The sequence below is a fragment of the Hyphomonadaceae bacterium BL14 genome (assembly GCA_027627705.1).
Lineage (GTDB): Bacteria > Pseudomonadota > Alphaproteobacteria > Caulobacterales > Maricaulaceae > Oceanicaulis.
The window spans coordinates 70,052-90,670 of the sequence record CP091242.1 but is presented as its reverse complement, the minus strand read 5'-3'; the positions used below and the strand labels follow the sequence as shown (position 1 = coordinate 90,670).

Annotated in this window: 14 protein-coding genes; 3 read left to right on the top strand and 11 right to left on the bottom strand. The window is 65.3% G+C overall.

What is annotated here, in order from left to right; genetic code table 11:
* The first annotated feature begins 235 nt into the window (after window positions 1-235).
* Window positions 236-1,018 (top strand): DUF2189 domain-containing protein, encoded by a 783-nt coding sequence (locus L2D00_00400; protein WBQ13163.1) that lies wholly within the window; start codon window positions 236-238, stop codon window positions 1,016-1,018.
* Between the two features lie 16 nt (window positions 1,019-1,034).
* Here L2D00_00400 and ccoS read toward each other — a convergent pair whose 3' ends face one another.
* From ccoS to ccoN, 8 genes are read right to left on the bottom strand one after another with little or no spacing between them, the layout of a single operon-like run.
* Window positions 1,035-1,250 carry a cbb3-type cytochrome oxidase assembly protein CcoS gene (gene ccoS / locus L2D00_00395; GenBank protein WBQ13162.1) on the bottom strand — a complete coding sequence of 72 codons (216 nt, stop codon included), beginning with the start codon at window positions 1,248-1,250 and terminating at the stop codon, window positions 1,035-1,037.
* The gene (gene cadA / locus L2D00_00390) at window positions 1,247-3,439 is read right to left on the bottom strand and encodes a cadmium-translocating P-type ATPase (protein ID WBQ13161.1); all 2,193 of its coding nucleotides are present in this window, start codon (window positions 3,437-3,439) and stop codon (window positions 1,247-1,249) included. Before cadA ends, ccoS begins: the two co-directional genes overlap by 4 nt.
* The gene (locus L2D00_00385; GenBank protein WBQ13160.1) at window positions 3,427-3,921 is read right to left on the bottom strand and encodes a FixH family protein; all 495 of its coding nucleotides are present in this window, start codon (window positions 3,919-3,921) and stop codon (window positions 3,427-3,429) included. Before L2D00_00385 ends, cadA begins: the two co-directional genes overlap by 13 nt.
* A complete protein-coding gene (ccoG, locus tag L2D00_00380; protein ID WBQ13159.1) occupies window positions 3,918-5,408 on the bottom strand; it encodes a cytochrome c oxidase accessory protein CcoG in 1,491 nt (496 codons plus the stop codon). Before ccoG ends, L2D00_00385 begins: the two co-directional genes overlap by 4 nt.
* 42 nt (window positions 5,409-5,450) lie before the next feature.
* Window positions 5,451-6,410 carry a cytochrome-c oxidase, cbb3-type subunit III gene (ccoP, locus tag L2D00_00375; protein ID WBQ13158.1) on the bottom strand — a complete coding sequence of 320 codons (960 nt, stop codon included), beginning with the start codon at window positions 6,408-6,410 and terminating at the stop codon, window positions 5,451-5,453.
* Window positions 6,403-6,603 carry a cbb3-type cytochrome c oxidase subunit 3 gene (locus L2D00_00370; protein WBQ13157.1) on the bottom strand — a complete coding sequence of 67 codons (201 nt, stop codon included), beginning with the start codon at window positions 6,601-6,603 and terminating at the stop codon, window positions 6,403-6,405. Before L2D00_00370 ends, ccoP begins: the two co-directional genes overlap by 8 nt.
* 6 nt (window positions 6,604-6,609) lie before the next feature.
* Entirely contained in the window at window positions 6,610-7,368 is a 759-nt protein-coding gene (gene ccoO, locus L2D00_00365; protein ID WBQ13156.1) for a cytochrome-c oxidase, cbb3-type subunit II, read from the bottom strand.
* Between the two features lie 12 nt (window positions 7,369-7,380).
* Window positions 7,381-9,036 (bottom strand): cytochrome-c oxidase, cbb3-type subunit I, encoded by a 1,656-nt coding sequence (gene ccoN / locus L2D00_00360; protein WBQ13155.1) that lies wholly within the window; start codon window positions 9,034-9,036, stop codon window positions 7,381-7,383.
* A 194-nt stretch (window positions 9,037-9,230) separates the two neighbouring features.
* Between ccoN and L2D00_00355 the strand changes: the two genes are divergently transcribed.
* Window positions 9,231-9,947, top strand: a complete 717-nt coding sequence (locus tag L2D00_00355) for a sulfite exporter TauE/SafE family protein (protein WBQ13154.1) — start codon at window positions 9,231-9,233, stop codon at window positions 9,945-9,947.
* Between the two features lie 62 nt (window positions 9,948-10,009).
* Window positions 10,010-10,657, top strand: a complete 648-nt coding sequence (locus L2D00_00350; GenBank protein WBQ13153.1) for a heme-binding protein — start codon at window positions 10,010-10,012, stop codon at window positions 10,655-10,657.
* Between the two features lie 18 nt (window positions 10,658-10,675).
* On the opposite strand, the gene L2D00_00345 is transcribed toward L2D00_00350, so the two are convergent.
* The 3 genes from L2D00_00345 to L2D00_00335 form a co-directional block, all read right to left on the bottom strand.
* Entirely contained in the window at window positions 10,676-14,356 is a 3,681-nt protein-coding gene (locus tag L2D00_00345; protein ID WBQ13152.1) for an SDR family NAD(P)-dependent oxidoreductase, read from the bottom strand.
* Window positions 14,357-14,401: 45 nt separating this feature from the next.
* Window positions 14,402-19,888, bottom strand: a complete 5,487-nt coding sequence (locus tag L2D00_00340; GenBank protein ID WBQ14518.1) for an AMP-binding protein — start codon at window positions 19,886-19,888, stop codon at window positions 14,402-14,404.
* Window positions 19,889-20,096: 208 nt separating this feature from the next.
* The gene (locus L2D00_00335) at window positions 20,097-20,510 is read right to left on the bottom strand and encodes a BLUF domain-containing protein (protein WBQ13151.1); all 414 of its coding nucleotides are present in this window, start codon (window positions 20,508-20,510) and stop codon (window positions 20,097-20,099) included.
* Between the last annotated feature and the right edge of the window lie 109 nt (window positions 20,511-20,619).

The window sequence follows — 20,619 nt, the reverse complement described above, 5'->3', positions numbered from 1 at the left end:
CTGCGAGGGGTGCAGCGTGACCATCAGCGAGGACCGTACCATAAAGAGCGCCTTGGCATTCAGTCATTTATATTGATGAGGGCTATAGATAGCGCTTATGTTGCAGCGCACTCGCGCCCTGGTCCCACCTATGGGCCATCCGGCAGCGAACAGATCACCGCGCGCCTCGCAGAATCTCCTTGCAATTGGAAGGGCTTTTCCGGAGACTCGCGGTGCAGTTCTGGTGGAGGCGGACATGGTGATTATCGAGAAAGTGCGCCGCGACGCGCCCTGGGCCTGGCTCAAGGCCGGGCTGGCCGACCTGGCGGCAGAACCTGGCATTTCGCTGGGATATGGCGCGGTCTTCACCCTTGCCGGCGTTGCGATCACGCTGGGCCTCACCGCTTTGGGTTATGGCGGACTGGCACCGGTCTTTGTGGCGGGCTTTGCGCTGGTTGCTCCCGCCTTCGCGATCGGCGTCTACCGTATCAGTCAGGTGCGCGATGCCGGTGGCAAGCCGCGCCTGTTCGATTTCTGGTCCATGGCCGTGGGCCGGGTCACACAGCTCGCGCTCCTGAGCGTGCTGCTCCTGGTTTTCTTCCTTGCCTGGGCGCGGCTGGCTCAATTCCTGTTCGCCATGTTTGCCCACGGCTCTGACTTTTCCATTACCAATGTCGTGCCCTTCCTGCTCACCGACCCGCAGGGGCTCGCCCTTCTGGTGGTGGGCACGCTTATTGGCGGCGCACTGGCGCTGGGTGCCTTCACGATCTCGGCGATCTCGTTTCCCATGCTGGTCGATCAGGATGTGGACGCCTTCACCGCCATCGCGGCCAGTGTGAAAGCCATGAAGGCCCAGCCCGGCGTCATGCTGACCTGGGCGTGGCTGATTGCGGTGATCACCCTGCTCGGCTCGGCAGCCTTGCTGATCGGGCTGGCCTTCACCTTCCCGCTGATCGCCCATGCCAGCTGGCGCGCCTACAAGGATTTCGCTCCCCGGGCGGCCACGTCCCGCGAGGCGATAGCGGCCGAGCGCGCCTGATCAGATTGTACCGGATCTAACGCGGAGCGGCCCTGTCCGACGCATCGTCTGCGGTGCCGTCTGCGCCGTTCGGCTCATTGTCCACAATCGGCTTGTCATCATCGATGAGAATGCGTTCGGCAGCGCCCTGCATGTCGTCATACTGGCCTGTGCGCATCGACCAGAAAAAGGCCAGCAGCCCCAGCGCACCGAGCATTAATGCCAGAGGAATGAGCCACAAAAGCGAGGTCATCGGCGCATAAGCCGCATGGCATTAAGCGTCACCACCACCGACGATGCCGACATCGCCACTGCCGCCACCAGCGGCGTCACGAAGCCGAGCACCGCGATGGGCACGGCAATCAGATTATACAAAATCGTCAGCGCGAAATTCTCATCCACCCGGCGGCGCGCCGCGCGCGCCACGTCCAGCGCCAGCGGAATGGCGCTCAACCGGTCACGCTGGATCACCAGATCGGCGGCCGAACGCGAAATGTCCGCCGCCGACCCCATGGAGATGGACGCATAGGCACCCGCCAGCGCCGGGGCGTCATTCAGCCCGTCACCCACCATCAGCGCTCGCTCGCCTGAGGCGGCGAGTTCTGACAGGCGTGTCGTCTTGTCTGCCGGTGCCAGACCGGACCGCCAGCGTGTGATCCCGAGCGCATGCGCGACCGCCGCCACTGGTGCCTCGCGGTCACCGGACAGCAATTCCGGCTCCAGCCCGCGCGCGCGCAGGGCATCGACCATCTCTCGCGCATCGGCGCGCAGCTGGTCAGCAAACGCAAAACGCACCGGCTGTCTGCCCTCAACCTGCAGCCAGGCTTCCAGCTCGAAAGCGCCCTCGCCCTCAGTGCTGCCAGGCTGGGCCGGCGCTCCGATCCAGCGCCCTGAGCCAAACCGCATCCGGCGGCCGTCAATTTCGGCTTCGACGCCCCGGCCGGGCACTTCCACCGCGCCGGCAGCCGCCTCGCCGGGGCCAGCGGCTTCGGCCAGCGCCTGCGACAGCGGGTGGCGCGATGCCCGCGCCAGGCGCGCGGCCAGCGCCAGGATGCCGTCCGGCAGCCCATCCACATTGAGCAGGCGCGGCCGGCCTTCGGTGAGCGTGCCGGTCTTGTCGAGCACCACAACCGTCACCCGCTCCAGCCGCTCCAGGGCATCGCCCGAACGCACCAGCACGCCATCCTTGTAGAGCCGCCCGCAGGCGACCACCTGCACCGCCGGCACGGCCAGCGCCAGCGCGCACGGGCAAGATATGATCAGCACTGCAATCGCATTGATGATCGCCGGGCGCGGCTCCTGGGCGATGATGAACCAGCCCACCAGCGTGGAGAACGCCATGATGTGAACCAGCGGCACATAGATTTTCGCGGCCCGGTCGGCCAGGCGCACATAGGCCGACCGCCCCTGTTCGCCGGCTTCCACCAGCCGGGTGATCTCCGCCAGAAGGGAGTCATCGCGCGCCGCCGTGGCCCGCACGGTCAGCGCCGCACCCAGATTGACCATGCCGGACCAGACCTGACTGCCGGCTTTCAGCGCCACCGGTGCCGACTCACCGGTCACCAGAGAGGCGTCGGCTTCACCCTCGCCCTCGCTGACCACACCATCCACCGCGATGCGCTCCCCGGCGGAGATGAGCAAGTGATCGCCCGGGCGGATCTCGCTGGCGGGCACGGCGCGCAAACTGCCGTCGGGCTCCACCCGTCGCGCCGCGCGCGCCTCCAGCGCGGCGAGGCGCCGGGCCGCAGCCCCGGCCCGCGCTCGCAGGCGCATGTCGAGATAGCGCCCGATCAAAAGGAAGAAGAGCAGCATCACAGCCGCATCGAAATACGCGTCGCCATGCCCGATCACGGTCTCATAGACCGACAGCGCGCAGGCCAGCGACACGCCGAGCGATATCGGCACGTCCATGTTGACCCGGCGCGCTTTCAGCGCCCGAAACGCGCTGGCAAAGAATGGCCGCGCCGCATAGGCCACGGCCGGCAGGGCGATGGCACCTGACACCCAGTGCAGCAGCGTGCGCGTGGATGCGGTCATCTCGCCAGCGCCGGACCAGACCGCGATGGACAGAAGCATCACATTGGCGGTGGCAAAGCCCGCGACCGCCATGGCACGCAGCAGGTTCTTTTCCTGCGCCGTGACCGCATCCGCTGCAGTTTCAGGCAAATAGGGCCGCGCGCCATAACCCAGGGCCCGGATCGCCTCGACGATCCGGTCCGCCAGCGCATCGGGGCCGTTGAAACTGATGGACAGGCGCCCGGAGGTCAGGTTCAGCCGCGCGCGCTGCACGCCCGGCAACTGCGATACACCGCCTTCAATCTTGGCAATGCATGCGCCGCACCAGGCCCCTTCAACGGCCAGATCCAGGGCGCGGTCATCGCCTTGGGCCCGCACAAAGGCCGCCGCTTCGCCATCGGCCCAGGAGGCATCTATTGCAGCCACACATCGCGCTCCAGCTCGAACGGGTCATCGCCCGCCGCGCGGACGCGCACCAGCCAGCGGCCGATCACCATATCTTCACTCTGCGCAGCATAGACGCCCGCGCGGATTTCAGAAAATGTCAGCGGCCGGTCCAGCAGCGGGTCTCCTGGACGGCGCAACTCGCCGGAGAGGTCCAGTCCGCCCACAGGCGCACCGTCAGGATCGGTCACGCTGACCAGCACGCGCCCGTCAGCCACATTGACCGCGGCGCTCCAGCCCAACTCGGCCTGGGCGCGGCGTGCGTCCAGCACCGCATTGTATTCCAGCCCGCGCACATAGGCGCGCGTCGCCTCCTCGCCGGTAAAGGTGGTGAGCGCCGATGTGATGAAAAACCCGTTCACCGAGAACACCACGCCGAAAAAGGCCAGCAGAATCGCCAGCACATGCCATCCTGTCAGACGAAATTCGCGGCGGCGCGTCGGTGTGTCTTCGCTTCGGGTCATGGTGCAGCTCCCGTCACCAGAAAGCTTTCCGCCGTGGCCGTTTCGCCCGTCGCCGGATCGGTGATGGTGAAGGTCACCGGTATGGAATGGCGCAACGCCGCCTCGGGCGGCACAGTCAGGAAGACTTGGAACAGGCGCGTCCGGTCCGGACCGATCTCCAGCACTGTCTCCCCGCGCACACCCAGCACCTGGACCTGCAGCGCCGGATCACCCGCTACGTCGAGGCGCAGCGCGCGGTCCGCATAGGCCTTGTTCTGGACATTGATGGTGTAGGTATTGCGCACCGATCCATCGGTCAGCACGACGAAATTCGGGTTGCGATCCCGGTCGGCGTGCAGGCCTAGCTCATCGCGCGTGTTCAGGCCGAGCATCATCAGCGCGCTCACCCCAATCACCAGCACTACATAAAGGATGATACGCGGCCGGATGAAGCTGAATCGGGGTTTTTCGCCCTGGCTGCGCCGCGTCACATTGTCGTCAGTGTCATAGGCGATCAGGCCGCGCGGGCGGCTGATCTTGTCCATGATGTCATCACAGGCATCGATGCACAGCGCGCAGCCGATACATTCCAGCTGCGCCCCGTCCCGGATATCGATCCCCATGGGGCAGGCGGCCACGCAGGCCTTGCAGTCGATGCAATCGCCCCGGCCCTCCCAGCTCTCACCCTTCTTATGGCGGCCGCGGGGTTCGCCCCGGTCGGTGCGGTAGGTGACATTGAGCGATTCACGATCGGTCAGCGCAGCCTGGATGCGCGGCCAGGGGCACATATAGATGCACACCTGCTCGCGCATGAGGCCGGCCAGCGAGTAGGTGGTGAAGGTCAGGACGGCACAGAACAGATAGGCTGTCAGTGGCGCCTGGCCGGTGAAGAAATCGCGCAGGAGATCGAACGCGTCGTGGAAATAGAGAATCCACGCACCGCCTGTGGCCGCAGCAATGAGCACCCAGACGGCATGCTTGCCGCCTTTGCGCCAGGCCTTGTTGAAACTCATCGGCGCGCGATCCAGCAGGATACGCTTGTTGCGGTCACCCTCGAACAGGCGCTCCACGGCGATGAACAGGTCGGTCCATACGGTTTGCGGGCAGGCATAGCCGCACCAGACCCGACCAAACAGGGCCGTCACGAGGAACAGTACCAGCGCCGCAAGGATCAGCAGTCCTGTGATGTAGTAGACTTCCTGGGGCCAGATTTCGATGAAGAAGAAATAGAAACGCGTGTTGGGAAAATCGATCAGTACCGCCTGGCTGGGTGCATCCGGGCCCCGGTCCCAGCGCACGAAGGGCAACAGGTAGTACACGCCCAGCGCCAGCACCAGAAACACCCATTTGGCCATGCGGAACTTGCCATGGACCAGCTTGGGATAGATCTGCTGGCGCTTCTGGTAGAGGTCGCGCTGACCGGCAGCGTTGACGGCCTCGACATCGTTGCGCGCCACGCCTTCGGCGGCGTCGCCACCGGCGTCCGGCCTGTTATGGATGAGGTTCATGACCTGCCTCCGCGCGCCGGCGACCGGCGCGCCTTTCGTCCGCTAGCCGGGCTGACCGGTCTGAGGCGCCGGGAGAGACGCCTCCTCCATGGACGCCAGCGTCTCGCCACCGCCCAGAAGATACACATAGGCCGCCAGCGCCGTTATCACCGGTTCGGGCAGGCGGTTGTCCCAGGACGGCATGGCACCATACGGTCCGCGATGAATGCTGGCCTGGATTTGTTCGCGCGATCCGCCATAGAGCCAGATATTATTGGTCAGGTTCGGCGCACCCTGCGTCGTGTCGCCCCGGCCGTCAGCGCCGTGACAGCTGGCACACTGAGCCGCATAGATTTCGCTGCCCAGCGCCAGATCGGCGTCTGCCGACACGGTCAGCGCCGACAGGGTCATCACATAATCTGTCACCGCGCTGATCTCGTCACGCGTCAGAAGCCCGTCGCGCCCAAACGCCGGCATCTGCGAGAAGCGCGTGTCGGGATGCGCGTCCCAGCGCACGCCGCCCACAATGGTATGGCGGATCGCGTCATAGGAGCCGCCCCAGATCCAGTCGTCGTCACGTAGATTGGGATAGCCAAGACCGCCGCCGCCGCCCGCGCCGTGGCAGGTGGCGCAGTTGTCTCCAAAGGCCGAGCGACCCGCCGCCAGGGTGAAGTTCAACAGATCGCCATCGTCCAGAATGGCCGTGACACCGCCGTCATCGACCACGCGCTGCAACTGCTCGAACATCGGACCGCGGCGCGCTTCCAGCTCGCTCATGGCCACCGCCACATTGGCACGTTCAGAGTGATTGCGCAGGCCGCGCGTGTGGCCGTCAAAGCCCGGAAGCGCGGGCCAGGCCGGCATGAAGATCATGTAGATGATGGACCAGACAATGCTGGCGTAGAAAATCCACAGCCACCAGCGCGGCAGCGGATTGTCCAACTCGGTGATCCCGTCCCACTCATGACCGGTAGTCTCGACCCCGGTGATCTCGTCGACAGGCATTTTCTCATGCTCAGCCATGGCGGTCTTCCTTCGTGTCGGCCGGTTTGTCGGCCTCGGCGGGGCGAGCGTTTTCGTCCAGCACCGAATGGGCGGCGGCATTGAATTTTTCGCGGTTCTTCGGCCAGACGGCGTAGGCGATGACCCCGATGAAGAAGGCCATGAAGGCGACCAGGCCCCAAGACTGCGCGAAACTGGCAAGGGCTTCATACATCGCCGGTCACCTCAGATTGACGTCGGCGTCGGCTTCATAGGTGGAGAAATCCACCATGGTACCGAGCACCTGCAGATAGGCGATCATGGCGTCGAGCTCGGTTACCACGCGCTCATTGCCATCAAAATTGCGCACCGGGGCACCGGGATAGCGCGCCAGGAAAGCGTCATAGCCGGATGCAAACGGATCGACCTGTGTGCGCACATCGTCGATGGCCAGCTCAATCATCTCGTCTGTGTAGGGCACACCCAGGCGCTGCAGCGCGCGCATGCGCCCCGGAATCACCTCCAGCTCAAGCGGGGTGCGCTCAAGCATGGCGTAGGGCGGCATGATCGAGCCGGGCACCACCGAGCGCGGATCGCGCATGTGATCGCGATGCCATTCATCAGAGTACTTGCCACCCACGCGCGCCAGGTCCGGGCCGGTGCGTTTGGACCCCCACTGGAACGGCCGGTCATACATGCTTTCGGCGGCCAGCGAGTAATGCCCGTACCGCTCCACCTCGTCGCGCAGCGGCCGGATCATCTGGGAGTGGCAGGTGTAGCAGCCCTCGCGGATGTAGATGTCCCGGCCCATCAGTGCGAGCGGCGAATAGGGGCGCACCCCTTCGACCTCTTCGATCGTCTCGTCGAGATAGAAGAGCGGGGTAATTTCCACCAGCCCGCCGATGGAGACGACGCCGATAATGCCCACAGTGAGGAGAAGCGAATTCTTCTCCATCACCCGCTTGTGCCAGTTCCAGATCGGATTGGGTTTCTTGGCCATTGTGTTTTTCCCCTATTCCGCAGGCTTCTGGAGCGTCTGCTGGGCGGCGACTTCCTCGACGTCGGCCACATCACCCCGGATCGTCTTGTAGACATTCCAGGCCATGAGCAGTGCGCCGACCAGGTACAGCAGCCCGCCCCCGGCACGGATGATGTAGTAGGGCTGCATCGCCTCGACGGTCTCGATGAAGGAGTATTCCAGGAAGCCGAGCTCGTTATAGGCGCGCCACATCAGGCCCTGCATGATGCCCGACACCCACATCGACGTGATGTAGAGAAGGATGCCAAGCGTCGCGAGCCAGAAGTGCCATTCGATCAGGGCGCGCGAGAACATAGACTTGCGCTTCCATAGCCAGGGCACCAGGCAGTAGATCGCCCCGAAGGAGATGAAGCCCACCCAACCCAGCGCGCCCGAGTGCACGTGGCCAATGGTCCAGTCAGTATAGTGCGAGAGCGAGTTGACCGCCCTGATGCTCATGACCGGGCCTTCGAATGTCGACATGCCATAGAAGGCCACCGACACCACCAGCATGCGGATGACCGGGTCGGTGCGCAGCTTGTCCCAGGCACCCGACAGGGTCATCAGGCCGTTGATCATGCCACCCCAGCTGGGCATAAGCAGCATGATCGAGAAGGTCATGCCCAGCGTCTGCGTCCATTCGGGCAGCGCGGTGTAGTGAAGGTGGTGCGGGCCCGCCCAGATATAGATGAAGATCAGCGCCCAGAAGTGCACGATGGACAGGCGGTATGAAAACACCGGCCGCTCGGCGCGCTTGGGGATGAAGTAGTACATGATCCCCAGGAAGCCGGCCGTCAGGAAGAAGCCCACGGCGTTGTGGCCGTACCACCACTGGGTCATGGCGTCCTGCACTCCGGCGAAGGCCGAATAGCTGCGCGATCCGAACCAGTCGGCCGGCATGGACAGATTGTTGATCACATGCAGCAGCGCGATGGTGACGATGAAGGCGAGGTAGAACCAGTTGGCCACATAGATGTGGGGCTCTTTGCGCCGCGCCAGCGTCACCAGGAAGACCAGGAGATAGGCGACCCACACAAGCGTCAGCCAGATATCAGCATACCATTCGGGCTCGGCGTATTCCTTCGACTGGGTGATGCCCAGCAGATATCCGGTGGCCGCCATGACGATGAAGAACTGATAGCCCCAGAAAACAAACCAGGGCCACACCCCGCCCGCCAGGCGCACCCGCGAGGTGCGCTGGACGACGTAGAAGCTGGTGGCGATCAGCACATTTCCGCCAAAGGCGAAGATCACGCCCGACGTGTGCACAGGGCGCAGGCGCCCGAAATTGATCTGCGGGAAGGCTTCGAACTGGAACAGGGTCGGCCAGGCGAGCTGGGCGGCGATAATCACCCCTACCAGCATGCCGACAATGGCCCAGAACATGGACGCAATCACGCCATAGCGCACGATTGATTCGTTGTACTCGCGCTTGTCGACGTCCACGCCGCCATTCGAATAGGCACCGACCAGGATCAGAATCCCGGTCAGAAAGCCCGCCAGGATTAGCCACGCATGGATGCGCATGGCCGCATCGGCACCAATGGCAGCCGCCAGAATCGCCCAGACTGCCCCCGCGATGCAGATGCCAAGCACCACCATCGCATTGTAATCAAAACCAGTTTTCTTGCCTGCAGCGACCGTGGTCATCCGCCCCTCCTTGGCCGGAACTCAAACTCACACCCCTTGTGCGGATAAATATCCGCAATAGCAGTAGGGCATTATGTCTCATCTTGCCGGCCCATGCAGTCCGGCTAGGTTTACGCCTCGGCGTCAGCATGGCCTGACAGTTTCAGGACGCAACTCGGCAAAGGTTATATTTGTATGCCTAAAGCAGCTGACGCGTGACCCACCCCGGCATGGATATCGGCCCCGCCCTGGAGGGCCGGCTGGAACTCGACATGCTTGCGGGCTTCATCGCAGGGCTGTCGGCGAGCGTTCATTGCCTGGCCATGTGCGGCGGCATCGCGGCGGCCATTGCCATTCAGGGCGCGGGCAGCACGGGCGCACGCCGGCGCCTTGTGGTGCTGACCCAGGCGCAGGTGGCCCGGGTCTGCGTCTATATCGCGCTGGGCGCAGCGGCGGGTGCCATCGGATGGGGATTTCACGACAGCCAGCCGCCGGACCTTGCACGTACCATCGCGCGCTGGCTCAGCGCCGCGGTACTCATGGCCGCCGCCTTCTCGGTGCTGGATATTCCTGTGTTCGGCGGCGCGGGCGGCCGGCTGGCCGGACGGCTGTTCTCGCCCATGACGCGCCGGCTGCATCATCTCCACCGGCTGGGCCCGGCCGGGCTGGGCCTTGCCTGGGGGCTGATCCCCTGCGCCATGGTGTATCTGGCGACCTTCTATGCGGGCCTGACCGGCAGTCCAGTTCAGGGCGCGCTGGTGATGGCGGGGTTCGGGCTCGGCACCATTCCCGCCCTCACTGCACTGGCGGGCGGGGCAGCGTCCATGGCGGCCCTGCTGCGCCGCCCCGTCTGGCGCTATCTGGCCGCCGCCTTGCTGGGGGGGCTCGCTCTGCTCACCGCTCTGGGGGTGTGGGGTGCCCATGGGCATTGATTGCGGAACGCGATCCGGCGGGACGCGTTTGACGTATAAGGGGTTTGTTTAGGAGATCGCCAATGATCCACATGCTCCGCTCAATTCTGGTCCTTATCATGGTCACCGCCGCCTCATCCCAAGCCAAAGCCTCTGATGAACCGTCCTATGTGCTGGTGCGCGCGCAGGGTGCCATCGAGGTTCGTGACTATCCCGCTCTGATCCTCGCGGAAGTCGAAGTCAGCGGCGACATGACCAGGGCCGGCAATCAGGGCTTCCGCCCGCTGGCCGGGTTCATCTTCGGCGACAATCAGGCACCCGGCGAAGACAGCAGCGCCAATATCGCCATGACAACCCCGGTGATCCAGTCCAGGTCAGAGCGCATCGCCATGACCTCTCCCGTTACGCAGAGCCGCACAGCGGGCGACGGCGAAACATGGCGCGTGGCGTTCATCATGCCGGAAAGCTGGACGATGGAGACGCTGCCCCGTCCCAACGACCCCGATGTGATCATCCGCGAGCAACCGGCCAGACGCCTGGCCGCGATCCGCTTTTCGGGCGGTCCAAACGAGTCACGCTTTGCGCGCAAGGCTGAAGAGCTCGCCGCTTTCCTCGCGGCTGAGGGCTACGAGATCATCGGCGAGCCGGTCTATGCCCGCTACAACCCGCCCTGGACCCCCACCCCGATGCGGCGCAACGAGGTGATGATCGAGGTCGCCCGGGCCGATTAAAGGCCCTGCGCCGCCTGCCTAGACCGTCATCGACGTGCCGCGATAGATGCGCGAGCGATAGCGTGAATCCTGGGAATCGGGCAGCGGTGCCCCGACCAGCAAAATGGCCGTGGCGAAGCGGCGCAGCTCTTCCTGGTGCTCTTCCTCGTTGCGCGGCTCTTCCGAGCGCACGCGGCGCGTGAGGTTGATCTGATTGGTCGGCACATTGTGCACCAGTCGCTCATTCTCCACCGCCAGCGTAGCCGTGAAGGCGTGCAGGGTTGTCTTGATGAAATTGGCGATGGCGTGGGCCGGGGCATTGGCGCCCACCGCCACATCCGGCGACACCAGTACCAGCTGGCACCCGTCATAGAGAGAGGCCTTGCGCGACACCCGGAAATGCCGGGTCAGATTGTCCTCCACCACCTGGCTGAAGGCTTCAGGCGTCAGCGGCGCATCATCCTCGAACAGGCGGTCGGGCAGCGCGTCGCCGGGCAGCGACACCACGGTGGCGGGCCGGCCCCATTTGGCCAGCGCAGTGTCCATGGCATCCTCGATAATATCGCCGGACACGACCACATGGACCGACCTGGCCGCCTCGCCGGTGATCATGTCCGTGACCGCCTTGCCGCCCACCTTGGTGCGCGCCAGGACGACCACCCCGGCCACACCGCATTCGTCGATCAGGCGCTGGGAGGCCGCAGCGATGTAGTCGGCCAGATGATCACCGGCAAACCAGACCGTTTTGCCACGCAGCTTCTCGACACGTTCCGGGCGCGGCCCACCAAACATGTCGCGCTCCACCGTGGAGCGCTCCACATTCAGACCGCCGGACGGCATGAAGGTCTCGCCGCTGACCGCCCGGTCAGCCAGATAGAACACCGTCGCTTGGGCCACATCGGCCTCGGTAGGCATCTTGCCCAGATGCAACTGGGATAACACGCCCTCTCCGATCTGCTCGGCGTTCTTGTTGATCAGGCCCTGCGGCAGGAAGGGCGCATCGTCCGGCGGCGTAATGCGCAGCCAGCCGCCCTTGGCCTTGTCCCCGGGCAGGTCGCGCCAGGCCGGCACGTCCAGCAGATACCCGCCCAGACGCAAGCGCGACAGGAGACGTTCGGCCAGCGCCGGGGTCAGGATGTACTGATCCCATGTGCAGACGCCATCGCCTTCCCGGGCGATTTTCAGCGCCAGCTTGCGCAGGCCAGCCGGTGCCAGCATGTCATGGGACAGAACGCCCGCGGTATTGTGCGACAGCCGGTTGAGCACAGTGGCCACAGACGCGCCCTCGCGCACAGACTTGATCACCTCGGCATAGACCGAGTTGAGGCGCTTGTTCTCCAGGATCAGACGCGCCCGGCGCTGGAACAGGCCCGGCTTGCCGCCCACGCCGGACAGGCGGTCACCATCCACAGGGCCCGGCGCAATGGCATTTAGCTGGATCACGGGGCCGAGAAACTGCGAGAAGCTTTCCACCATGGCGCGCTGGCCGGCCTTGGAGACGGCGTAGTCGGCCCGGTTGGGGTAGGCCACGGCGCGCAGCTTCTCGCCCCCGAAATAGGACGATACGTTCAGCACATAGCCACCGCCCTGCGCCTTCATCAGCGGCGCCGCATGGTGTGTCAGGTAATAATTGGAAATCAGATTGGCATCGAGGGTGAAGCGCCAGGCGTCGAGGTCCATGTCGACGACCATGTCCTCGGCTCCGGCGACCCCGGCATTATTGATCAGATAGTCCACCCGGCCCCACGCCGCGATCGTGGCGTCGAGCGCGGTTTTGAGCGACGCGAAATCACTGACATCCACATCGGCCATGATGCGCACCCGGCGCTCCACGCCGGAAAAGCCGATATCCTGAAGCTCGCCGATGATGCGATCTCTCGCCGCTTCCAGTTCGCTGGCGCGCCGGGCGACCATCATCACCTTGGCACCGGCCAGCGCGAGCAGGCGCGCCACCTGTCCGCCAATCCCGGCAGAGCCGCCGGTGATCAGGGCGACCTTGCCCAGATGCAGGCCGGTAATGTTCTCGGCAAAGCCGACCATGGCGCTGGTGGCACCGGTCTCCTCGCCGATCTTCTCGGGCACATGCAGATCGATATTGGCGATCCTCTGCTCCTTGAAGACGATGCGGGTCGCATGGCCGGCGGCGAAGCGGATATTCTCGCGCTCACGATTGGAGAAGCGCACAATCTGATTGCCCCATACAGCATGGGGGAAGCGGCCTGCCTCCACATCCACGCGTGCTTCGTCGCGCCAGATGCGGATCAGCTGGGTCATCGCGGCGGTGAGCACCTGGCTGTACACATCGCCCGCGCCGTCGCTGGCGTTGCTCATGAAGACATAGCGCGGCGGCTGTTCAAGATCGCTGCGGGTCTTCCAGTAGCGCGACAGGGCGCGGGCGATGGCGATACCGCCCACCAGCTCCACATCCATGAACTCGTCCACGGTCGCGTCTTCGGCGTCGAGCAGGGCCCCGGCGAAGTATTGCGCCGGCTTGAGCGGCAGCACGATGGCGCTGGTCACCGGGCCGTGCTGCACACTGTAGGCGTCCAGCGTCTCGCCCATGGTTTCCGGCTCGGTGCGGTTGAAGCGCACAATGGTCAGGCCGTCGACCAGGCCTTGCGCCTGGGTGCGGGCCCTGGCCTGTGCCACGTCGGCTTCACGGGCCATGCCCAGAAGCACACGCGCGCCACAGCCGATCTGGATGCGCGCCGTCTCCAGCGCATCATCCCAGCTCTCGCCCGCCACGATCAGTACGGTCAGGCCGGCCCCATCCAGCGCCCGCAAGGAGGGCCGGGTCTTGTAGGTGGAGCGCGACTCCTTGCGCACGCTCATGCCGTGAGCGACATCGATCTCCGCGCCGTTGAGCGCAGCCGAATCCTCGCTCGCCAGGAACAGGCAGGTCTGGGCGATGTCGGCCGGGGTCGGCAGGGTGCGCGCGGGCGGCGCGCCATCGACGCTGCGGCGTAGCGACATGCGGCCCATGAAATAGTCGGCGGTCTCGCCGTCCTCATTGCCCTGAACCTTGTCCATCGCCGCGAAGACCGTGCGGATGCGCTCGCTCTCGATGGGGCCGGGGAACACGGTGTTCACCCGCACGCCGCGCGCGCCGAACTCGCTGGCCAGCTGCCGCGACAGCGCATTCAGTGCGGCCTTGGGCACCACATAGGCGATGCGACCGTAATAGCGCGTATGGGAGAAAATCGTGGAGATATTGATGATCGCTGCACCCGCGGGCATCAGATCAGCCGCCGCGCGCGCCAGATTCCAGGTGACCGCCAGAATGTTGCGCATGGCGTCGCCGACCGTCTCGGTATCGCCATTGGCCTCCATCTCGGCTTTCGACAGCGGGACATTGTCCAGGGGCTGCTTGGGACCAGCCGATCCGGCATTGTTGACCAGCACGTCGATGCGGCCGAACTTCGCCTTAACCTCGTCCATCGCCGCACGCACAGACCCCGGATCACCACCGTCGAGCACCAAAGGGGCAACGCGCTCCGCGGGAACGCCGGTCCGGGCCACCACATCCGCGCATGCCGCCTCGATGCGGTCGCGCGTGCGCCCGGTCAGGATCAGCGTGGCCCCTTCATCGGCGAAGCGGCGCGCCATCTCACTGCCAAGATTGCCCGCTGCACCCGTGATCAGGACGGTTTTTCCATCCAATCGGCCCGCGCCGGAGGAGCGGGATTGAGGCGCTGCGACGTCGCGGGTCTTGCCGGCCATGAAAGCTCTCCTGGTCACTCAAAAAATCGGTATGGCGGGCGGCCTTTAATCCCCGGCCGCTGCCCAATGCTCCAACAACTCGTCCCGGCTGCGCAAACCCGCCGCCGGCAAGGCGTGATTGACCACATAGGTCGCCCCCGAATGGGCATTGTCCCACATCGCCTGATGGGCCTTGGGCAGGTCTTCCCAAGGGGTCATGGTCGGTTCGGTCACGTCCAGCAGGCCCGCCGCGATCATGGAGTTCATGACCGTGACCTCGTAGGCGTTGCACAAATGCGTGCCCAGGATCGAAGCGGTGGGCATCAGGATGCGCCGCTGGCGCGTCCAGACCTGGGGAGCGTAGAAAGTGAAGCGCCGGCCGGACATGTCCTCGGCATAGACCACACGGCCGCCGAACGGGCGCACCAGCGAAGACGAGACGCCCAGCGTATCCACCGCCGCACGCTCGATCACCAGATCCGGTGCCCCGCGCGGATTGCCCGGTGAGCGCAACAGCCTGCCCACCGCCGACCCGAAGGGTTTGAGCGTATTCTGCTGGTAGTCGCGCACGCCGCGCTTGAACGCTTCGGTCTCGGTCTTGGCGTCCGGCAGGCGCGGCAGGGTGAGCGGCCAGTGGAAATCAGCGTCCCGGCGTTTCAGGCCCTCAATAGAGATCACACCCTCGACTGCATCTTCCAGCCCCAGCGATTGCAGGAATTCACGCTGGGCGTCGGAATAGGTGACCACCGCGATGCGCGCCTTGAACAGGCGCGCCGCCTCGATCATCTCCAGCCCCTTGGGATCGGCCAGCTCGCCGGACCCCGCCCCGTAATAGAGCAGCACCGATTCCCCGCCGCGCAGGCCGGCGCGCGCCAGCATGTCGGCGGGCGAGGCCTCGCCCGATTTGCCCATATAGCTGAAATGATACCCCGACGACGCGCCGTAAAAGGCCAGCGCGCCGCCCTCGGCCAGGAGCTGGAAGCTTCTGGGGAAGGCACGCTCGCCGGCGTGGCTCACCACATAATCGGCAAGCTTGCCATCATTCATGGCCTTGTAGCGTTCCAGGATCGGCAGTCCCGCCGCTTCCCAGGCCCTGGCCTCTTCGGCATCGTCGGGGACCGGCGTGAAAGCGTCCGCGATTGCGCGGTCCTTGCGATTGATAGCCCCAACGGCACCTTGGGTCTTGATGAAGTCCGCACGGTCCTCGCTGGACACCAGCCCCGTGGCCGCCAGCCCGGTGCGCACGCTGCTTTTGAGCGCATCCAGTCCGGTGCCGGTGGCGGCACCCTCGACGAAAATCGTTTTGCCCGGCGTGATCTGCAACGTGGTGAACAGGCAGCGCGTGATCGTGCCCAGGTTCAGTGTATACGCGCCCGCCTGCTCCAGCGTCAGGTCCGCAGGCGGAACATGGAGCTGGGGTGCCTGGACATTGAGGAACTGGGCGTGGCTGCCGGTCTTGGTCTCGTAGCCCTGGATGGCGAAGCCGGCATACATCGGGTCCTCGCCCGCCGCCGGGGACAACAGCTCGCTGGTGCCCGAATAGACATTGACCAGGTCACCGACTTTCAGCCGGCCTTCGGCCTTGGCCTCGGTCCCCAGGGCTGCGATCAGAGCCAGACCGCCCGAGCCGGTGATCTGGACGTCCTCGTCATGGCCGTCAAACGGCGAGACCGGAATGCCGGTTAGCGCCCAGTTATCGTTGAAATTGACCTCCGAGGTCAGCATGTAGACCAGCGCCTCATTGGGCTCGGGCAGGCGCACCGGAACGATCAGCTCCTTTTCGTGCGTGGCCGGCGGACCGAAGCGCGGCGCGCCGGTCTCAGGGTCGCGCGCAATCCCGAAGGCCAGCTGGTAGGGCGGGATCGGCGTGATGCCGGGATAGAAGGGCGCGCCCAGCGCCAGCATCTCGCCGTCCCCGATCAGCGCGGCCTTGCGCGGTTCATGCGCTTCATCGATCCACACGCCATCGCGGCGAACAGGCAAAGGTGGTGCCTGCTTGTCCATGAACAGGCGGATGCCGGTCTTGCCGCCCTCGGGGTCCATGATCGCTTCGGCGAAGGCCTCGGCCTCGCGCTGCAAACCTTCTGCCATCCCCGAGCGCCAGCCGGTGGTGATGGCGTCCAGCGCGCGCGCTCCCGCCTTGCCCCGCCCGGCCCAGTCCAGCTGACGCAGGATGCGCTGCACGAAATCATCGGCCAGCGCCGCATCCAGATCGGCCTCGCCGGGCTTGGCCCAGCGTTCCGTGGCAGCGCGGCGTTCAGTGAAGGCCCGGCCCAGCGCGCTGCCATCGGGATCACGTACGAAATCGCGCACGGCAGCATGAGCCAGCGACAGGGCATCTGTTGGGCCGTCCGCCACGGCGTCGATGGCACCCAATGACAGGGCGGCACCGGCGTCAATCGCGCGTCCGCCCAGGATCAGGTCCAGCGCATCGCGCAGGCCGGTCTCCGGATTGCGGTCGGCCAGCAGGCGCGGCAGACGCTGCGTGCCGCCATAGCCCGGCAGAAGCCGCAGATTGATCTCCGGCTGGCCGAAACGCGCCGTCGGCTCGGCGATGCGGTAGTGGCACGCCAGCGCAAACTCCATGCCCCCGCCCAGCGCCAGGCCCTGGATCGCCGCGATGCAAGGCTTGTTCATCATTTCGATGCGCCCGAAGGCCAGCTGGGCGTTGCTGGGCAGGGCCATCGCCTCGGACAGCGTGTTGACCTCCTCGAGCATCTGGCGAATGTCCGCGCCCGCCACGAAGGAGCTGGAGCCGGAACCCGTGAACACCACGGCGGCCACATCATCCTTGCGCGACAAGTGCTCCACTATGGTGGCCAACTCGTCGATGGCGCGTTCGTTCAGCGCGTTCACCGGCGGGTTGTTGACCGTGACCGTGGCCACCCGCTTGCCCTTGGCGGCGGCGTTGTATTGGACCAGGAAATAGCGGTAACGCTCGAACAAAGCCTGCTCTTCAGAGCGCTTCTGGCGGCGCGCCCAGTCCTCCACCACGCGGCGCAAGGCGTCGAGGCTTTCGGGATTGCGCAAGGTGGAGATGTCGCCCACCTCGCCGCCTTCCACGATCGCGCGCACCATGCGGCGCATATATTTGCCGCTACGGGTTTCGGGAAACTCCGGCACTTCCAGGAAGTCTGACGGCACGGCGACCGCGCCTTTTTCGGTCCGAACGAGGTCTGTGAGCCGGCGCTTGTCGTCCAGGGTCAGTTTCGCGCCCGCCGCCGGGGTGATAAAGGCCACCGGGGTCACGCCCTTCTCGCGGTGCGGCGCGCCGATAACCAGCACATTGCCCACGGGCGAGTTGGGATCGAGCGCCTTGTCGCGCAGGATCGCGCCTTCGATCTCCTCGGTGCCGATACGGTGACCCGAGACATTGATCACATCGTCCGAGCGGCCATGCAGCGAGAACGAGCCGTCATCATGGGCAATGGCGAAATCGCCTTGCGTATAGGCCCATGCCCCGCGCCAGCGCCGCCAGTAGGTGTCGCCATAGCGCCGGGAATCGCCTCGCCAGCCCGCTTGCACGCGCGCGCCGGGACCGTCGGATTCCACCACGAAATTCTGTGTGTCGCCCCAGATCGTGCGCGCCAGATACGGATAGGGCAGCGCAATGACGATCTCGCCCTTCTCGCCTTTGTCTGCACGCCGCCAGGGCGCACCCTGGGTCTCGCCGCGCGTCAGCACGTCTGCGCCCGCGTCCGGCTTGGTGGCACCGGCGTCCTCCACCCACACATCGCCGACAATCCACGGCAGCGGATAGGTGTGGGCGTCTGGGCGCAGGGCAAAATCTTGCGCACCATAGAAATGCGTCCAGACGATCCCGCCATGCTCGGTCGCCCAGTAGGAATTGATGTACCAGGGGGCCACATGCTCCATGGCGAAGGCCTGCACGGCGGGCGAGACCGGCTCGGCGCAGAACGTGGCGACCTTCAGGCCTGACAGATCATAGGTCTTGATGTCGTTGAGGTTTTCCGGGTCCTGCATGACCGATTTCAGGAAGGTAACCCCGGCCTTGAAGATGTTGACCTTGTGGCGCTCGATAATCGAGGCGAAGCGCCCCGCATGAGGAAACACCGGCGAGCCCTCGGCGATGATCGAGGTGACGCGCGTCAGCAGCGCTCCGGCGATCAGATAGGACTGGCCGGTGATCCAGCCCGGATCAGCCACCACGAACATGACATCGCCCGGCGCGGCATCGAACGCGACCTCCATGGTCGCCGCGATCCCGGCGCAATAGCCGCCATGGACATGGACCACGCCCTTGGGCTTACCCGTGGAGCCCGAAGTGTAGATGATGAAATTGGGGTATTCCGCGTCCACCGGCAGCGGCCTGGACGCGGCCCAGACCGCCCGCACAAACTCGCCATCGGGCAGCGCCAGCAGGGCCGCTTCATCGGCCACATCAAACCCGGCGGCGCGCGCGGCCTTGAGCAGGGTGTCGCCGGCGGCATCCGTCAGCTCATGGCTCCAGCGGTCGCGCGACGCGGTCCAGTTGAGCTCCGCCTGGCCGGTATGGCGCACCACGATGACGGTATCCGCGCGCGCGGGCGAATCCACCAGCGCGGCCGCCGCCGCAATGCGCAGATCAGCAGCCTGCCGGGCGCTGATCGATCCGGTCTGGCCCATTTCCGACAGGGCCCGCCCGACGCCGCGCATGACGTCGGATCGCTCCACCGTCACTTCTCCCGCCAGCGTCTCGTCCACGGCGGCGGTGATGCGCGCAGCATCCTCGGCACTGATCTGCAGCGCCGGGTTCGCCAGGGTTTCGGCCAAGATCGACTTGGCGACGCTAACCGCGATGAAATTGTCCAGCGCCGGGTCGGTATAGCTGGGCTTGAACGGCACCAGCTGCGCGTTGCGATACGTGCCGTCCGCCGTCACGATGACGCGCGCACCGGCGTCCGCGATGCGGTCCGACAGCGTCTTGTCGCTGAAGCCCCCGAACACCGGCGTGTAAATCACGCCCAGGCGCTTGGCGCCCTCGGTCCAGAAAATCTGTTGCGGGATATTGGGCATGTTCAGCGCGATGCGGTCGCCGGGCTTCAGGCCCAGCGCTTTGAGCGCCAGCGCGCACTTGGCGCTCTCCAGAAGCAGGGTCTTGCGCGACACCGGATAGCTGTCCACCGGTCCGCCGCGCCCCCCATCGCTGGACATGTTCCAGCGGTCGCCTTCAAAGATCAGCGCCGCTTCATCACCATGACCGGCCAGCACATGGCGGTCCACCTCATTGAAGGCGGCATTGGTCAGCCCGCCCTCGAACCAACGCCAGCTCGGCGCGTCCGAGGCATTGAACGCCTGATCCCAGGGCTCGAACGTTTCGGGCAGGTCCAGCGTCACTGGCGCTGCTGTCGCCGCATCCCATCCCCGCCAGGTCCCGCTATCGCGGTCGAGCTGCGCCCAGACGCCACTTTCGCCCTGATCGGGGATCAGCCAGGCCAGATGGCGCTTGGCCAGCGCGCCATGAAATGCACCCGGATCCGCCAGGCAGGCCTCGCGCATGGCGGTCCAGGCCTTGGCGTCAACGACTTCATTGCGCGCGGCAACAGGAGGCACTGCAATCTTGTTGGTCAAAGCTCGTCCCCCCGGTCGCGCCTATGCCAGACAAGAATGGCCGGCGGCGCTTTTTATTGCCCGCCACATTCGGGCTGGTCCGCCCGGGCAGGCCGAAACTTTCGTAAACGCTAGCTTACGTGAGTTCATCCGTCCATCTGTTGCTTTGCAACAAAACCGGTCTGACTTCGGACACAGCCGCCTGATCACGTCAGCCCGCTTCCGGCGTCCGGCTTTCTTCGCGCAGCTTCAGGAAAAAGCCGGTTACCTCGTCAGGGGTTGCGCGCTCTGCGGCCCCCGCCGTCACCTCATCTTGGGTCCATATCCACGTGGTCGACGGATCGTGAAGCATGGCCCATTCGCCGAACACCCGCCCGGGCACGGTCTCGGCCACATGAAGCTTGACCTCGAGATGGCGGTCATCGCGCTTGATGCGCTCCAGCGTGCGGCGAACCAGCTCTTCCGGACCCTCAAGCCATTGCAGGTAAATGTCCGCGCGGCAGATCAGGGCACCGGTGATGCCGTCGCGCGTATTGCAGCGGCGGGCGTCCATCAGGACGCTGCGCAACAGACCGGTGTCGAATCCGAAGGGCCGGGAAGTGTAGATGGCCCGAAATACACTCATTGCTTGTCAGCCCCCTGTCAGTGCCCGTGATCATCAAGCCCACCTCGCATCAGGCGCTTATGGCGCGCGTGAAAAAAAGCAAGCGTGGCTGATCGCCTCAGCCAGAACA

What these genes read in the sequence shown, in the direction of transcription:
- L2D00_00385 (WBQ13160.1), bottom strand. Translation starts at nt 3,921, where the DNA reads ATGACCCGAAGCGAAGACACACCGACGCGCCGCCGCGAATTTCGTCTG.
- L2D00_00345 (WBQ13152.1), bottom strand. Translation starts at nt 14,356, where the DNA reads ATGGCCGGCAAGACCCGCGACGTCGCAGCGCCTCAATCCCGCTCCTCC.
- L2D00_00370 (WBQ13157.1), bottom strand. Translation starts at nt 6,603, where the DNA reads ATGTATGAAGCCCTTGCCAGTTTCGCGCAGTCTTGGGGCCTGGTCGCC.
- ccoG (WBQ13159.1), bottom strand. Translation starts at nt 5,408, where the DNA reads ATGAACCTCATCCATAACAGGCCGGACGCCGGTGGCGACGCCGCCGAA.
- ccoS (WBQ13162.1), bottom strand. Translation starts at nt 1,250, where the DNA reads ATGACCTCGCTTTTGTGGCTCATTCCTCTGGCATTAATGCTCGGTGCG.
- ccoN (WBQ13155.1), bottom strand. Translation starts at nt 9,036, where the DNA reads ATGACCACGGTCGCTGCAGGCAAGAAAACTGGTTTTGATTACAATGCG.
- ccoO (WBQ13156.1), bottom strand. Translation starts at nt 7,368, where the DNA reads ATGGCCAAGAAACCCAATCCGATCTGGAACTGGCACAAGCGGGTGATG.
- ccoP (WBQ13158.1), bottom strand. Translation starts at nt 6,410, where the DNA reads ATGGCTGAGCATGAGAAAATGCCTGTCGACGAGATCACCGGGGTCGAG.
- L2D00_00335 (WBQ13151.1), bottom strand. Translation starts at nt 20,510, where the DNA reads ATGAGTGTATTTCGGGCCATCTACACTTCCCGGCCCTTCGGATTCGAC.
- L2D00_00400 (WBQ13163.1), top strand. Translation starts at nt 236, where the DNA reads ATGGTGATTATCGAGAAAGTGCGCCGCGACGCGCCCTGGGCCTGGCTC.
- L2D00_00350 (WBQ13153.1), top strand. Translation starts at nt 10,010, where the DNA reads ATGATCCACATGCTCCGCTCAATTCTGGTCCTTATCATGGTCACCGCC.